Genomic DNA, 16,447 nt, shown 5'->3' with positions numbered 1-16,447 from the left:
CCTCCAGCCGGCGCGCCACCTCGTACGCCACGGTCGCGCCCATGCTGTGGCCGAAGAACGCGAACGGCCTGTCCGCCCACGCCAGGAGCTCCGGCACGAGGCTGTCGGCCAGCTCCGGGATCGAGTCGACCACGGGCTCCGCGCGGCGGTCCTGCCGGCCCGGGTACTGCACGGCCAGCACGTCGACCCCCGGCGCGTGCGCGCGGGCCACCGGCACGAAGTAGGACGCGGAACCACCGGCGTGCGGGAAGCACACCAGCCGCACCGGCGCGTCCGCGGTCGGCCGGAACCGGCGCAGCCAGGCCCCGGTGGAGGTCGGCGCGCTCACAGCGGGATGTTCCCGTGGTGGCCGCGGCCCGGCTGCGCGGAGGCCAGCGCCTCGGCCAGCCTGCGGCGGGTGTCGCGCGGCGCCACGACCTCGTCCACGACGCCGAGCGCCATCGCCCGGTCCACGCCGCCCGCGATGCGCTGCTGCTCCTCGGTGAGCCGGGCCAGCAGCTCCGGCCGCTCCTCCTCGGGCGCGGCGGCGAGCTTCTTGCGGTGCAGGATCTTCACGGCCGCCTCGGCGCCCATCACGGCCACCTCGGCGTCCGGCCAGGCGAACACCGCGCTGGCGCCCAGGGAGCGCGAGTTCATGGCGATGTAGGCGCCGCCGTAGGACTTGCGGGTGATGAGGGTGACCCGGGGGACGACCGCCTCGGCGAAGGCGTGCAGCAGCTTCGCGCCGCGCCGCACCACGCCGCCCCACTCCTGCCCGACGCCGGGCAGGTAGCCGGGCACGTCCACCAGCACCACCAGCGGCACGCCGAACGCGTCGCACATGCGCACGAACCGCGAGGCCTTCTCCGCGCTCAGCGAGTCCAGGCAGCCGCCCTTGCGCAGCGGGTTGTTCGCGATGACGCCGACCGTCCGCTCGGCCAGCCTGCCGAAGCCGACGACGACGTTCGGCGCCCACTTGGCCTGCAGCTCCTCGAAGGAGCCCGGGTCGAGCACGTCGTTCACCAACGGCTTCACGTCGTACGCGCGGCGCGGCGACTCCGGCAGCCAGGAGCTGGGGTCGCGGTCGTCGGCAGCGGCCGCCAGGTCCAGCACGCCGGGCCGGGTGAAGAAGTCCACCAGGTTGCGCGCCTTGCGCAGCGCCTCGTCCTCGGACGGCGTGGTCACGTGCACCACGCCGGACTTGCGGCCGTGCGCCTCGACGCCGCCCAGGCCCTCCATGTCGATCTGCTCGCCGGTGACGCTGCGGACGACCTCCGGCCCGGTGACGAACACCCGGCCGCCCTCGGCCATCACCACGATGTCGGTCAGCGCGGGGCCGTACGCGGCGGCGCCCGCGGCCGGGCCGAGGATCACCGAGATCTGCGGCACCCGCCCGGAGGCCCGGGTCATCGCGGCGAACATCCGGCCGACGCCGTCCATGGACTCCACGCCGTCGGCGAGCTTCGCGCCGCCGGAGTGCCACAGGCCGATGACGGGGACGCGGTCGCGCACGGCGATCTCGATCGCCTCGACGATGCGCTGCGCGCCGGACCAGCCCATCGCGCCGCCCATCATGGTGGCGTCGGTGCAGTAGGCCAGCACGGGGGAGCCGTTGACGCGCCCGCGCACCGCGCGCACGCCGCTGCCGTCCTGGTCGTGCAGGAAGGTCAGGGAACCGGGGTCGAGCAGGTTCCCCAGCCGGACCACCGGGTCGCGCGGGTCGAGCGGTTTCGGCGCCTCGGCCGTCGTGTCGGCAGCCAGAACGGACATGCGGGCTCCTCGGCTCGGCGTGCGGGACGGTGCCTCGAACCTGCCGGTGGCCGTACCCCGCGACAACCCCTAGAACCCCCCTGGGAGATCCGGGGTGCCCCCCTTGCCCGCCCCGCAAGGGGTGGACGGGAGGAGTGCGCGGGCGCGAGGGTTCAGCATGCGGAGGAGGAGTGCCGCGGGCACGTCGGGTACGAGGCATCGAGGGGAGCGCGGGTGTTCACCGGACCGACCGGGTCGGGTTCGGGCGCTCCGAACGAGGGTGTGCCGGCCGGGGGTGCCGCGGCCGCGGGTGCGCCGGCCGGGGTCGTCCCGACCTCGGGTGTTCCGGCCCGGGGTGTGCCGGCCGGCCGCGCCCTCGGCGCGGGTGGCTCAGCGCCGGGTGCCGGTGCCCGGGTGACCGGCGCCGTTGTCCCCGGCGCCGGGGGTGGCGTTCCCGTCCGGGGACTGCGCCAGCTTCTCGCCGATCGCCCGCACGGCCGACAGCAGGTCGCCCGCGGTCGGCGCGGACGGCGGGTCCAGCAGGTTCTGCACGGTCAGCCCGATCATCACCGAGAGCAGGAACGACCCGGCGGCGAGCCGCGTCGGGTTGTCGGGCTCCTCGTCGGGCACCGCCAGGGCGCCCAGCGACGGCCGGGCGAGCTGGTAGGCGGTGGCGAGCTTCTCCCGCAGGTCCGGCATCCGCTCGGCGAGGGAGAAGGCCTCGATGCCGGCCACCCAGAGCGGGCGGTGGCTGCTGAAGGACTCCAGCACGCCGCTCCACATGATCTCCAGGCGGTCGGCCGTGGTGAGGTCCGGGCCGCCCGCGCTGAGCATGACCCGGTCCAGCTCGGCGCCCCACTCCTCGAAGGCTTCGACGAGCGCCGCGTTCAGCAGCGCTTCCTTGGAGCCGAAGTGGTAGCCGATCGAGGCCAGGTTCGTGTTCGACGCGGAGACGACGTCCCTCGCCGTGGTGTTGGCGTAACCACGCTCGTACAAGCATTTCCTCGCGCCGGCGAGGAGCTGTTCCCGATGGCCCACGACGTGACCCTACAGGATCGGGACAGTGTTTTCATACATACGTCATATACAAGCGTATAGATCGGGTGTAGTTTGATGGACATGACTCCAGCCCAACGTGCCGGGAAGCGGGAGTGGTGGGGGCTGGCCGTCCTCGTCCTCGTCACGCTGATCATCAGCATGGACATGACCGTGCTGTCCTACGCGCTGCCGTTCGTCAGCGCCGAGCTGGCACCGTCGAGCAGCCAGCTGTTGTGGATCACCGACATCTACGCGTTCGTGCTCGCGGGCCTGCTCATCCCCATGGGCACGCTCGGCGACCGCATCGGCCGCCGCAAGCTGCTGATCATCGGCGCGGCCGCCTTCGGCGTCGCCTCCGCCGTGTCGGCTTACGCGACCAGCCCCGAGGTGCTCATCGCGACCCGCGCGCTCATGGGCGCGGCGGGTGCGACGCTGATGCCGTCCACCATGTCGCTGATCCGCACCATGTTCCAGGACGAGCAGCAGCGCCGCGCCGCGATCGGCCTGTGGTCGGCCGGCTTCTCCGCCGGTGGCGCCATCGGCCTGCTGGCCGGCGGCGTGCTGCTCCAGTCCTTCCACTGGGGCACGGTGTTCCTGATCAACGTGCCGATCATGCTGGTCCTCGTGGTGGCCTCGCCCCTGCTGCTGCCCGAGTACCGCAACCCGCAGGCCGGGAGGATCGACCTGGTCAGCTCGCTGCTGCTGTTCGCGGGCGTGCTGCCGGTGGTGTGGGGCATCAAGGAGTTCGCCGAGCAGGGCTTCGACTGGCCGGCGCTGGTCGCGGTGGTGGTGGGCCTGGTGCTCGTGCCGCTGTTCATCCTGCGCCAGCGCGGGCTCGACGACCCGATGGTGGACGTGCGGCTGTTCGGCAAGGCCGCGTTCTCCGCCGCGCTGGTCACCAACGTGCTGGCCAACTTCGCGCTGGTCGGCTTCATGTTCTTCACCGCCCAGTACCTCCAGCTCGTGCTGGGGCTCGAACCGTTCGTGGCGGGCCTGTGGTCGCTGCCGCAGGCGTTCACCGCGGCGATCGGCGCGGCCGTGCTGGCGCCGGTGCTCACCTCGAAGCTCGGGCACGCGACCACCACGGCCCTCGGCCTGGCCATCGGCATCGGCGGCTTCCTGGTGATGTCGCAGGTGGGCGTGGAGGACGGCCTGGCCCAGGCGGTGGTCGGCCAGATGCTGTCCACCATGGGCATGGCGATGGCGCTGACGCTGACCGCCGAGCTGGTGGTCACGACCGCGCCGCCGGAGCGCGCGGGTTCCGCCGCCGGCCTCTCGGAGACCGGCAGCCAGTTCGGCAGCGCGCTGGGCGTGGCCGTGCTGGGCAGCGTGGGCGCGTTCGTGTACCGCTCGCAGCTCGCCGAGGACCCGCCCGCCGGGGTGCCCGCCGACGCGCTGGAGGCCGCTCGGGACACGCTGGGCGAGGCCGTCGAGGTCGCCGGCACGCTGCCCTCGGCCGCCGGTGACGCGCTGCGGCTGGCCGCCCGGACGGCGTTCACCGAGGAGCTGCACGTCGCCGCCTACGCGGTCTCCGGTGTGCTCGTGATCACCGCGGTGCTGGCGTTCACCCTGCTGCGTAAGGTGCCGCGCCCCGTGCCGCCGCCCGCCGCCGCGCCGGAGGCCGTCGGGGAGCCGTCGGGTTCCGACGCCGACCCCGACCCGGCCGAGCGGGACGACAACGAGCGGGAGAAGTCCGGCTCCACGGCCTGACCAGCACCGCCGCCTTTCCCGGGATCCCGGTCGCACCCCTGTGCGGCCGGGATTCGTCGTTCCCGGGAAGGGGTCGATCGGGGTTTGCCGTGGTCGGGAAGGGTTCCCCGAGGTCTGCCAGGGCTAACGCCCCTAGGGGTGAGCTAAGGGCCTGCTAGGGGTTGGCGGTGGTGTCCGCGTCTCCGTAGCGTTATCTCGGGAAAAGCGGGTCGGGAAATCATCGGCTGAGGTGTCGTGCGCTTGTGCGGCGGTGCGGGAAATTCCTGCGTAAAATCGCCGCGTTTGCCGCAGCAGATCCAGGACGTGCGAAAACTCGCACGTCGACGGCGGTGCCGCAAGACATGTCGTCCACTGTTGGGCTCGGGCACCGGATCGGATTGACCGCGGAGTGGAACGGCCCCGGGAGGCGTGCGTGGGAAACGAGGAAAAGCTTCTTGCTTACCTGAAGCGGGCGACCGCGGACCTGCGTGAAGCACGCCGCAGGCTGCGCGATGCCGAGCGCCGGGACAACGACCCGATCGCGGTCGTCGGCATCGGCTGCCGCTTCCCGGGCGGGGTGGCGAACCCCGACCAGCTGTGGGACCTCGTGGCGGGCGGCGTGGACGTGATCTCGCCGTTCCCGACCGACCGCGACTGGGACGTCGACGCCCTCTACGACCCCGACCCGGACCGGCGCGGGCACACCTACGCGCGCGAGGGCGGGTTCCTGCACGACGCGGCCGACTTCGACGCCGCCTTCTTCGGCATCAGCCCCCGCGAGGCCGTGGCCATGGACCCGCAGCAGCGCCTGCTGCTGGAGGTGTCCTGGGAGGCGTTCGAGCACGCGGGCATCGACCCCACCGCGCTCAAGGGCAGCCGCACGGGCGTCTACGCCGGCCTGATGTACCACGAGTACTCGTCGCGCGTGCCCGTCGTGCCGGAGGAGCTGGAGGGCTTCATCGGCAACGGCAACGCGGGCAGCGTCTTCTCCGGCCGCGTCGCCTACACCTTCGGGCTCGAGGGCCCCGCCGTCACCGTCGACACGGCCTGCTCCTCGTCGCTGGTCGCCCTGCACCTCGCGGTGCAGGCGCTGCGCCGCGGCGAGTGCTCGCTGGCGCTGGCCGGCGGCGTCACCGTGATGCCCTCGCCCGAGACGTTCGTGGACTTCTCCCGGCAGCGCGGCCTGGCCCCGGACGGCCGGTGCAAGCCCTTCGCCGAGGCCGCCGACGGCACCGGCTGGGGTGAGGGCGCCGCGGTGATCGTGGTCGAGCGGCTGTCCGACGCGCGCCGCAACGGGCACCGCGTCCTCGCGGTGGTCAAGGGCACCGCGGTGAACCAGGACGGCGCGTCCAGCGGCATGACCGCGCCCAACGGCCCGTCGCAGCAGCGGGTCATCCGCGCGGCCCTGGCCAACGCCGGCCTGTCCGCCGAGCAGGTCGACGTCCTGGAGGCGCACGGCACCGGCACCCGGCTGGGTGACCCGATCGAGGCGCAGGCGGTCATCGCCACCTACGGCCAGCAGCGGGAGCAACCGCTGCTCATGGGGTCGATCAAGTCCAACCTGGGCCACACCCAGACGGCCGCGGGCGTGGCCGGCGTGATCAAGATGATCCTGGCGATGGAGCGCGGGGTCGTGCCCAAGACCCTGCACGTGGACGCGCCCACGTCGCACGTGGACTGGAGCGCGGGCAGCGTGATGCTGCCGACGGAGACCGTGCCGTGGCCGGAGACGGGCCGGCCGCGCCGCTCGGCGGTGTCCTCGTTCGGCATCAGCGGCACCAACTCGCACGTGGTGCTGGAGCAGGCGCCCGCCGAGCAGGACGCCGAGCAGGCGAACGAGGACGAGGCCGCGCCGGAGGAGGCGCGGGCCGTCGAGACCGACGTGGTGCCGTGGGTGGTGACCGCCAAGACGCCGGAGGCGCTGGCCGCGCAGGTGCGGCGGCTCCGCGCGGTCACCGGCGCGAGCGCGCTCGACGTCGCCTACTCGCTCGCCACGTCCCGCGCGCACTTCGAGCACCGGCTCGTGGCCGTGGGCCGCACCACCGACGACCTGTTCGCCGCGCTGGCCGACGGCGCGCCGGGCGCGGTGCGCGGCCAGGTCGAGCCGGGCGCGACCGCGTTCCTGTTCACGGGTCAGGGTTCGCAGCGGGTCGGCATGGGCCGGGAGCTGGCGAGCGCGTTCCCGGTGTTCGGCGAGGCGTTCGACGGGATCTGCGCCCTGATGGACGTCGAGTTGGGCCGGTCGCTCAAGGACGTCGTCTTCGGCGACGACCAGGAGCTGCTGAACCAGACCGCGTTCAGCCAGCCCGCCCTCTTCACCTTCGAGGTGGCGCTCTACCGGCTGCTGGAGTCCTGGGGCGTCACGCCGGACTTCGTCGCGGGTCACTCGATCGGTGAGATCGCGGCGGCGCACGTGGCCGGGGTGTTCTCGCTGGAGGACGCCTGCCGCCTGGTGGCCGCTCGTGGCCGCCTGATGCAGGCGTTGCCGAGCGGTGGCGCGATGCTCGCGGTGGAGGCCACCGAGGAGGAAGTGCTCCCGCTGCTGAACGACCGGGTCGGCCTGGCCGCGGTCAACGGCCCGACCGCCGTGGTCGTCTCCGGCGCCGAGGACGCGGTGGACGAGATCGCGGCGAAGCTCGAAGGCCGCCGCACCAAGCGCCTGCGCGTCTCGCACGCCTTCCACTCGCCGCTCATGGAGCCGATGCTGGAGGAGTTCCGGCGGATCGCCGAGAAGGTCGCCTACCACGAGCCGACCCTGGCGTTCGCGTCCACCGTGACCGGCGGCCAGGTGACCGGCGAGATCGCCGCCGCCGACTACTGGGTCCGCCACGTCCGCGAGGCCGTGCGGTTCCACGACGGCGCGGAGTTCCTGGCCTCCCAGGGCGTGTCGCGGTTCGTCGAGGTCGGCCCGGACGGCGTGCTGACCGGCATGGCGCCCGGCGGCGTGGCCGTCGCGACCCAGCGGCGCGACCGCGACGAGGTCGTCACGCTGACCACCGGCCTGGCCACCGCGTACGCGCACGGCGTCGCGGTCGACTGGGCGGCGTTCTTCGCCGGTCGCGGCGCGCGGCGGGTGGACCTGCCGACCTACGCGTTCCAGCGCAGGCGCTACTGGCTGACCTCCGCCGGTCCGGCCGGCGACGCCGAGTCGTTCGGCCTGCTGCCGGGCGAGCACCCCCTGCTGTCCGCGGTCGTCGAGGCGCCGACCACCGGCGGCGTGGTGCTGACCGGCCGGCTGTCCCGGACCACCCACGGCTGGCTGGCCGACCACGCGGTGCACGGCACCGTGCTGGTGCCCGGCACGGGCCTGGTGGAGCTGGCCGTGCGCGCGGGCGACCAGGTCGGCTGCGACGTGGTGGAGGAGCTGACCCTGGAGGTGCCGCTCCTGCTGCCCGACCAGGGCGCGCTGGCGCTGCGCGTGACCGCCGAGGGCGCGGACGAGAACGGCCGGCGCACGCTGGCGATCCACTCGCGGCCCGAGGGCGCGCCCGCCGACGAGCCGTGGACGCGCCACGCCTCCGGCGTGCTCGGCACGGGCGGCGAGGCGGAGCCCGAGCACCTGGACGCGTGGCCGCCCGCCGGCGCGGAGGCCGTGGACCTCGACGGGTTCTACGAGCGCCTGGCCGACGCCGGCTACGGGTACGGCGAGGTGTTCCGCGGCCTGCGGTCGGTGTGGCGGCGCGGTGAGGGCGAGCTGTTCGCCTCGGCCGTGCTGCCGGAGGTCGCGCACGCCGACGCGGCCCGGTTCGGCCTGCACCCGGCGCTGCTCGACGCCGCCCTGCACGGCAACCTCGCCGACGGCTCGGCCGAGCGCACCCCGCTGCCCTTCGCCTGGAACGGCGTGCGGCTGCACGCGGCGGGCGCGACGGAGCTGCGCCTGCACATCAAGCCCACGGGCGAGGACAAGCTGTCCGTCGCGGTGGCCGACGGCCGGGGCGAGCCGGTCGCGACGATCGACGAGCTGATCGTGCGGTCGGTGACCGCCGAGCAGCTGGGCGGCGCGCCCCGCGGCCACCACGAGTCCCTGTTCCGCCTGCGCTGGACGTCCCTGCCGGCCGGCCCCGCCGCGGTGCCCGACGAGGACGGCTGGGCCGTGCTCGGGCCGGACGCCCTGGTCGCCGCGACGCCGTACGCGGACCTGGCGGCGCTGCGCGCGGCCCTCGACGCGGGCACGGCGGCGCCCGACGTGGTGCTCGCGCCGATCACGCCCGGCGACCCGGCGGCGGTCCCCGTCGGCGCGGTCGACGTGCCCGCCGAGGTCCGCGCGGTCACGCACGAGGTGCTCGGCCTGCTGACCGGGTGGCTCGCGGACGAGCGCCTGGCGGGCTCCCGCCTCGTCGTGGTCACCCGCGGCGCGGTCCGGCACGACCTGACCCGCGCGCCCCTGTGGGGCCTGCTGCGGGCCGCCCAGGCGGAGAACCCCGACCGCTTCACCGTCGTCGACGTCGAACCGGGCGCCGAGGACCTGCTGCCCGCCGCCGTCGCGTCCGGCGAACCCGAAATCGCGCTGCGCGACGGCGGGGTGTTCGTGCCCCGCCTGCACCGGGTCGTGGTGACCGAGGAGTCGACCGCGCCCTGGCGGCCGGACGGCACCGTGCTCGTCACCGGCGGCACCGGTGGCCTGGGCGGCCTGCTCGCCCGGCACCTCGTCGCCCGGCACGGCGTCCGGCACCTGCTGCTCACCAGCCGCCGCGGCCCGGCCGCGCCCGGCGCGGCCGAGCTGGCCGCCGAGCTGGAGGCGGCCGGCGCCGACGTCTCGGTCGTCGCCTGCGACACCGCCGACGGCGAGGCGGTGGAGAAGCTGCTCGCCGGCGTCCCCGCCGCGCACCCGCTGACCGCCGTGGTGCACGCGGCCGGCGTGGCGGACAACGCCATGCTCGGCGACCTCACCCCGGAGCAGGTCGACACCGTGCTGCGGGCCAAGGTGGACGCCGCCTGGCACCTGCACCGGCTCACCGGCGACCTGGCCGCGTTCGTGCTGTTCTCCTCCTCGGCGGCCGTGGTCGCCGGCGCGGGGCAGGCGAACTACGCCACCGCGAACTCCTTCCTCGACGCCCTCGCCGAGCACCGGCGCGCCGCGGGGCTGCCCGCCACCTCGCTGGCCTACGGCCTGTGGGCGGAGAGCAGCGGCATGGCCGGGCACCTCGACGAGGCCGACCTGCGCCGCATGGAGCGGCTCGGGATGCCCGCGATGGCCGCCGCCGAGGGGCTCGCGCTGTTCGACGCCGCGCTCACCACCGACGAGGCGGCCCTGGTGCCCCTGCGGATCAACACCTCGGCCCTGCGCGCCCGCACCGACGCGCTGCCCGCCGTGCTCCGCGGCCTGGTCCGGGTCCCGGCGCGACGCGCGGCGAAGGCCGGCGCGGGCGCCGACGCGCGGCCCCTAGCCGACCGGCTCGCCGGGCTGCCCGCCGTGGAGCGCGAGCAGCTCGTGCTGGACCTCGTGCGCACGCACGCCGCGTCCGTCCTCGGGCACTCCGGCGTGGAGGAGGTCACGCCCACCAAGGCGTTCAAGGACCTCGGCTTCGACTCGCTGGCCGCCGTGGAGCTGCGCAACCTGCTCGGCGCCGCGACCGGGCTGCGGCTGTCCGCCACGCTCGTCTTCGACCACCCGTCACCGGACGTGCTGGCCCGCGCCCTGCTCGCCGAGCTGGTCGGCGAGGACGACGGCGCCCGGTCCGTGCTCGCCGAGGTCGACCGGCTGGAAGCGGCGCTGGAGGCCGTGGCCGGCGACGACGTCGCCCGGGTCACCGCCCGCCTCGAAGCGCTGCTGCGCACCTGGCAGGACACCCACGGCCGCGGCGACGACGAGGAGCTCGACCTGGGCGAGGCCACCGACGAGGAGCTGTTCGAGGTCCTCGACAGCGAGCTCGGCATCTCCTGACCACCGCTCACCCGCGACCACGAAGACGGCCCTCCAGGATGGGTGGAACACCGATGGCGAACGACGACAAGCTCCGCGACTACCTCAAGCGGGCGACCGCCGACCTCCAGCAGGCCAAGCGGCGGGTGCGCGAGCTGGAGGCCAAGGAGCAGGAGCCCATCGCGATCGTGTCGATGGCCTGCCGCTACCCCGGCGGCGTGCGGTCGCCGGAGGAGCTGTGGGAGCTGGTCGCGAACGGCGTGGACGCCATCTCCGGGTTCCCGGTCGACCGCGGCTGGGACCTGGAGGGCATCTACGACCCCGAACCGGGCAAGCCCGGCAAGAGCTACACCCGCGAGGGCGGGTTCCTGCACGACGTCGCCGAGTTCGACCCGGTGTTCTTCGGCATGAGCCCCCGCGAGGCGCTGGAGACCGACCCGCAGCAGCGGCTGCTGCTGGAGGTCACCTGGGAGGCGTTCGAGCGCGCCGGCATCCCGCCCTCGACGCTCAAGGGCACCGCCACCGGCGTGTTCACCGGCGTGATGCACCACGACTACCTGGAGAGCACCACCTCCGGCAGCATCGCCTCCGGCCGCGTCGCCTACACCTTCGGGCTCGAGGGCCCGGCGGTCACCGTCGACACGGCCTGCTCGTCGTCGTCGGTCGCGCTGCACCTGGCGGCGCAGGCGCTGCGGTCCGGTGAGTGCTCGCTGGCGCTGGCGGGTGGCGTGGCCGTGATGGCGACGCCGCAGCTGTTCGTGGAGTTCAGCAAGCAGCGCGCGCTGTCACCGGACGGGCGCTGCCGGTCGTTCGGCCAGGGCGCGAACGGCGCCGCGTGGTCCGAGGGCGCGGGCGTGCTGGTGCTGGAGCGGCTGTCCGACGCGCGCCGCAACGGGCACCCGGTGCTCGCCGTGGTCCGCGGCTCGGCGATGAACCAGGACGGTGCGTCCAACGGCCTGACCGCGCCCAACGGCCCGTCGCAGCGGCGGGTCATCCAGCAGGCGCTGGCCAACGCGCGGCTGTCCGCGGCGCAGGTCGACACCGTGGAGGCGCACGGCACCGGCACCGCGCTGGGCGACCCGATCGAGGCGCAGGCGCTGCTGGCCACCTACGGCCAGGACCGCGAGCGGCCGCTGCTGCTGGGCTCGATCAAGTCCAACATCGGCCACCCGCAGGCCGCCGCCGGCGTGGCGGGCGTGATCAAGGTCGTCATGGCCATGCGCCACGGCGTGCTGCCCAAGACCCTGCACGCCGAGGAGCCCACCGACCAGGTCGACTGGACGGCGGGCAACGTCTCGCTGCTGACGGAGTCGGTGCCGTGGCCGGAGACCGGTCGTCCGCGCCGGGCGGGCGTGTCGTCGTTCGGCATCAGCGGCACCAACGTGCACACGATCATCGAGCAGGCGCCGGAGGTCGAGGCGGCCGAGGAGGCCGAGCCGGTCACCGGGTTCCCGGTGCGGCTGTGGCCGGTGTCCGGGCGCGGCGCGGACGACCTGGCCGCGCAGGCGACGCGACTGGCGTCGTTCGCGGAGACCTCGCGGGCGGACGAGCTGGACCTGGCGTACTCGCTGGGCACCACGCGGGCCGCGCTGGAGCACCGGGCCGTGGTCGTCGGGTCCACCCGGGACGACCTGGTCGCCGGGTTGCGCGCGATCGCCTCGGGCACGCCGTCCCCGAACGTGGAGACCGGGGTCGAGAGCAGCGGCCTGACCGCGTTCCTGTTCACGGGTCAGGGTTCGCAGCGGGTCGGCATGGGTCGGGAGCTGGCGAGCGCGTTCCCGGTGTTCGGCGAGGCGTTCGACCGGATCTGCGCGCTCATGGACGTCGAGCTGGGCCGGTCGCTCAAGGACGTCGTCTTCGGCGACGACCAGGAGTTGTTGAACCAGACCGGGTTCAGCCAGCCGGCGTTGTTCGCCTTCGAAGTGGCGTTGTTCCGGTTGCTGGAATCCTGGGGCGTGAAGCCGGACTTCCTGGCGGGTCACTCGATCGGTGAGATCGCGGCGGCGCACGTGGCGGGCGTGTTCTCGCTGGAGGACGCCTGCAAGCTCGTGGTCGCCCGTGGCCGGTTGATGCAGGCCCTGCCCGCCGGTGGCGCGATGCTCGCGGTGGAGGCCACCGAGGAGGAAATTGCTCCGCTGCTGAACGACCGGGTCGGCCTGGCCGCGGTCAACGGCCCGACCGCCGTGGTCGTCTCCGGCGCCGAGGACGCCGTCGACGAGGTGGCCGCGAAGCTGGAGGGCCGCCGCACCAAGCGGCTCGCGGTGTCGCACGCGTTCCACTCGCCGCTCATGGAGCCGATGCTCGCGGAGTTCCACGAGGTCGCCTCCACGATCGCCTACCACGCGCCGAGCACGCCCGTGGTGTCCAACGTGACCGGTGAGACCGCCGACTCCCTCGGCTCGCCCGACTACTGGGTGCGGCACGTGCGCGAGGCCGTCCGGTTCCACGACGGCGTGCGGTTCCTGGAGTCGCGCGGCGTCACCAGGTTCCTGGAGGTCGGCCCCGAGGGCGTGCTGACCGGCATGGCCCAGGGCTTCCTCGACCCCGGCACGACCGTGCTGGCCGCCACCCGTCGCAAGGACCGCGACGAGGTCACCGCGTTCGCCTGCGCGGTGGCCCGGCTGCACGCGCACGGCCTGGCGCCCGACTGGGCGGCCGCGCACCCCGGCGGCACGCGCGTCGAGCTGCCCACCCACGTGTTCCGCAAGCAGCGGTACTGGCTGGAGTCCGTCCTGCCCGCCGCGGTCGAGGCGACCGAGGAGGGTGACGCCGAGTTCTGGCGCGCCGTGGAGGACGGCGAGCTGGGCGACCTGCTCGGCGTCGACCCCGGCGCGCTGGACGAGCTGCTGCCCGCGCTGGCGTCCTGGCGGGCCCGCAGCCGCGAGCGGTCCGAGATCGACTCGTGGCGCTACCGCGTGGTGTGGCGGCCCACCGGCCGGCCCACGGGCGCGCCGCTGACCGGCCGCTGGCTGCTGGTGGCGGACGCCGACGAGCGCGCCGCCGCCGTCGCGGAGCGGCTGGCCGCCCGCGGCGCGGCGGTGGTGACCGTCGAGCCCGCCGACCACGACCGCGCCGCGCTGGCCGAGCTGCTGCGCCAAGCGGCGGCACCGGACCTGGCGGGCGTGGTGGCGCTGACCGCGCTCGACGAGCGCCCGCACCCCCTCCACCCGACCGTCACCGCGGGCGTGGCCCGCACCGTCACCCTCGTGCAGGCCCTCGGCGACGCCGGGATCACCGCCCGCGCCTGGGTGGTCACCTCCGGCGCGGTGGCCGTCGACCCGTTCGAGGTGCCCGCCTCCGCCGCGCAGGCGTCCCTGTGGGGCCTGGCCGGCGTGCTGTCCCTGGACCACCCGCTCACCTGGGGCGGCGTGGTGGACCTGCCCGCCGGGCCGGACAGCGCCCTGCTCGACCGGCTGTGCGACGTGCTCGCCGACGGCGCCGAGGACCAGGTCGCGGTGCGCCCGGCCGGCGTGCTGGGCCGCCGGCTCGTGCACGCGCCCCTGACCACGCCCGCCCGCCGCGACTGGGCGCCGGGCGGCACCGCGCTGGTGACCGGCGGCACGGGCGGCGTCGGCGCGCACGTGGCGCGCTGGCTGGCCGGGCGCGGCGCGCGGCACCTGGTGCTCACCAGCCGCCGCGGCCCGGACGCGCCCGGCGCGGCCGAGCTGAAGGCCGAGCTGGAGGCCGCGGGCACGACCGTGACGCTGGCCGCGTGCGACGTGGCCGACCGCGATTCCGTCGCCGGGGTGCTGGCCTCGCTGCCCGACGGGCCGCTGACCGTCGTGCACGCCGCGGGCGTGCTGCCCGACGAGGCGCACCTGGGCGACATCACCCTGGCCGACTTCGTCGAGACCGGCCGCGCCAAGGTCGCCGGCGCGCGGCACCTCGACGAGCTGCTGGGCGACCGCGAGCTGGACGCGTTCGTGCTGTTCTCCTCCGGCGCCGGCGTGTGGGGCTCGGCCGGGCAGGCGGGCTACGGCGCCGCCAACGCCCACCTGGACGCCCTCGCCCTCCAGCGCAGGCACCGCGGCGCGCCGGTCACCTGCGTGGCCTGGGGCGGCTGGGGCGGCGGCGGCATGGTCGACGAGGAGGCGCTCGGCGAGCAGCTGCGCCTGCACGGCATCCCCGCCATGGACCCGCACCTGGCCATCGGCGCGCTCCAGCAGGCCCTGGACCACGACGAGCACCACCTGGTCGTGGCCGACATCGACTGGGAGCGGTTCGCCCCCACCTACTCCGCGGCCCGCCCCCGGCCGCTGGTGCACGCCCTGCCCGAGGTCCGGGAAGTCCTGGGCCTCGACGCCGGGTCCACGAGCCCGGCCCCGGCGGGGTCGGAACTGGCCGCCCGGCTGGCCACGCTGCCCGAACCGGAGCAGCACCGCGCACTGCTGGACACCGTCCGGACCCACGTGGCCGCCGTGCTCGCCTACGCCGACCCCGCCGGGGTCGAACCCGGTCGCGCGTTCAAGGACCTGGGCTTCGACTCGCTGACCGCCGTCGAGTTGCGCAACCGGCTCGGCGAGGCGACCGGGGTGCGGCTGCCCGCGACCCTGGTGTTCGACCACCCGACGCCCGTGGCGCTGGCGCGGTTCCTGCGCGAGGAGCTGGTCGGCGACACCACTCCGGCGGAGGCCGAGCCGGTGGCGGGCGCGGTGGACGACGACCCCATCGCCATCGTCGCGATGTCCTGCCGCTACCCGGGCGGCGTGCGGTCGCCCGAGGACCTGTGGGAGCTGGTCGCGAACGGCGTCGACGCCATCTCCGACTTCCCGACCGACCGCGGCTGGGACGGCGCGGCGCTCTACGACGCCGACCCCGACCGGCCCGGCACCAGCTACGTCCACGAGGGCGGCTTCGTCCACGAGGCGGGCGAGTTCGACGCGGCCTTCTTCGGCATCTCGCCGCGCGAGGCCACCGCGATGGACCCGCAGCAGCGGCTGGCGCTGGAGCTGTCGTGGGAGGCGGTGGAGCGCGCGGGCGTCGACCCGCGGGCGCTGAGCGGCAAGCGCGTCGGCGTGTTCCTCGGCACCGGCGGCCAGGACTACGCGGACCTGCTCGACCACGCGCCCGAGGAGGTCGAGGCGTACCTGGCCACGGCCACGTCCGCGGCGGTGCTGTCCGGCCGCGTGTCCTACACGTTCGGCTTCGAGGGCCCGGCGGTGTCGGTGGACACCGCGTGCTCGTCGTCGCTGGTCGCCCTGCACCTGGCGGCGCAGGCGCTGCGGTCGGGGGAGTGCTCGCTGGCGCTCGCGGGCGGCGTGCTGGTGATGGCCACGCCGACCCCGTTCATCGCGTTCTCCCGCCAGCGCGGCCTCGCGCCCGACGGCCGGTGCAAGCCGTTCTCCGAGAGCGCCGACGGCACCGGCTGGGCCGAGGGCGCGGGCGTGCTGCTGCTGGAGCGGCTGTCCGACGCGCGCCGCAACGGGCACCCCGTGCTCGCCGTCGTGCGCGGCACGGCCGTGAACCAGGACGGCGCGTCCAACGGCCTGACCGCGCCCAACGGCCCCTCGCAGCAGCGGGTCATCCGCGCGGCCCTGGCCAACGCCGGGCTCGCGCCCGCCGACGTGGACGCGGTCGAGGGCCACGGCACCGGCACCTCGCTGGGCGACCCGATCGAGGCGCAGGCCGTGCTGAAGACCTACGGCCAAGACCGCGAGCGGCCGCTGCTGCTCGGGTCGATCAAGTCCAACATCGGCCACGCCCAGGCCGCCGCGGGCGTCGCGGGCATCATCAAGTCGGTGCTGGCGCTGCGGCACGAGCTGCTGCCGAAGTCCCTGCACATCTCCGAGCCCTCCTCGCACGTGGACTGGAGCGAGGGCGCGGTCGAGCTGCTGACCGAGGCGCGGCCGTGGCCGGCGCGCGAGACGCCCCGCCGCATCGGCGTGTCGTCGTTCGGCGTCAGCGGCACCAACGCGCACACGATCATCGAGGAGCCGCCCGCCGGCGAGCCCGTGCCCGCCGAACCGGTGGCGGTGACCACCGACGTGGTGGCGTGGCCGGTGAGCGCGCGGGGCGCGGGCGCGCTGCGCGACCAGGCCGCCAGGCTCGCCGAGCGGGCCGCCTCGCTGGAGCCGGTGGACGTGGGCCTGTCGCTGGGCACCACGCGGGCCGCGCTGGAGCACCGGGCCG

The 16,447-nt window shown here is 75.0% G+C and carries 6 protein-coding genes; 3 read left to right on the top strand and 3 right to left on the bottom strand.

Annotated elements, in window-relative coordinates; all coding sequences use genetic code 11:
* The 3 genes from ACFV4N_RS27680 to ACFV4N_RS27670 form a co-directional block, all read right to left on the bottom strand.
* The coding region (locus ACFV4N_RS27680; protein WP_499675529.1) for a thioesterase II family protein at nucleotides 1-328 on the bottom strand (328 nt) is incomplete at its 3' end.
* On the bottom strand, nucleotides 325-1,749 hold the full coding sequence (locus ACFV4N_RS27675) for an acyl-CoA carboxylase subunit beta (RefSeq protein WP_499675528.1): 1,425 nt from the start codon (nucleotides 1,747-1,749) through the stop codon (nucleotides 325-327). The genes ACFV4N_RS27675 and ACFV4N_RS27680, both read right to left, overlap by 4 nt.
* A 369-nt stretch (nucleotides 1,750-2,118) precedes the next feature.
* Nucleotides 2,119-2,766 carry a TetR/AcrR family transcriptional regulator gene (locus tag ACFV4N_RS27670; protein WP_499675527.1) on the bottom strand — a complete coding sequence of 216 codons (648 nt, stop codon included), beginning with the start codon at nucleotides 2,764-2,766 and terminating at the stop codon, nucleotides 2,119-2,121.
* Between the two features lie 81 nt (nucleotides 2,767-2,847).
* Here ACFV4N_RS27670 and ACFV4N_RS27665 point away from each other — a divergent pair, with 81 nt between their 5' ends.
* The 3 genes from ACFV4N_RS27665 to ACFV4N_RS27655 all read left to right on the top strand — a co-directional run.
* The gene (locus ACFV4N_RS27665) at nucleotides 2,848-4,476 is read left to right on the top strand and encodes an MFS transporter (RefSeq protein WP_499675526.1); all 1,629 of its coding nucleotides are present in this window, start codon (nucleotides 2,848-2,850) and stop codon (nucleotides 4,474-4,476) included.
* 412 nt (nucleotides 4,477-4,888) lie between these two features.
* Nucleotides 4,889-10,339: a type I polyketide synthase gene (locus tag ACFV4N_RS27660; protein ID WP_499675525.1), complete on the top strand. Its 5,451-nt coding sequence runs from the start codon at nucleotides 4,889-4,891 to the stop codon at nucleotides 10,337-10,339.
* The coding region (locus tag ACFV4N_RS27655) for a type I polyketide synthase (protein ID WP_499675530.1) at nucleotides 10,234-16,447 on the top strand (6,214 nt) is incomplete at its 3' end. The genes ACFV4N_RS27660 and ACFV4N_RS27655, both read left to right, overlap by 106 nt.

Origin of the sequence: Actinosynnema sp. NPDC059797, from assembly GCF_042732085.1 — a bacterium.
Lineage (GTDB): Bacteria > Actinomycetota > Actinomycetes > Mycobacteriales > Pseudonocardiaceae > Actinosynnema.
Note: the sequence above shows the minus strand (reverse complement) of the source record. Positions and strands in the feature narration are given on the sequence as shown.

Bases quoted from the DNA above. Each gene is read 5' to 3' on its own strand.
- ACFV4N_RS27675 (WP_499675528.1), bottom strand. From the start codon at position 1,749: ATGTCCGTTCTGGCTGCCGACACGACGGCCGAGGCGCCGAAACCGCTC.
- ACFV4N_RS27665 (WP_499675526.1), top strand. From the start codon at position 2,848: ATGACTCCAGCCCAACGTGCCGGGAAGCGGGAGTGGTGGGGGCTGGCC.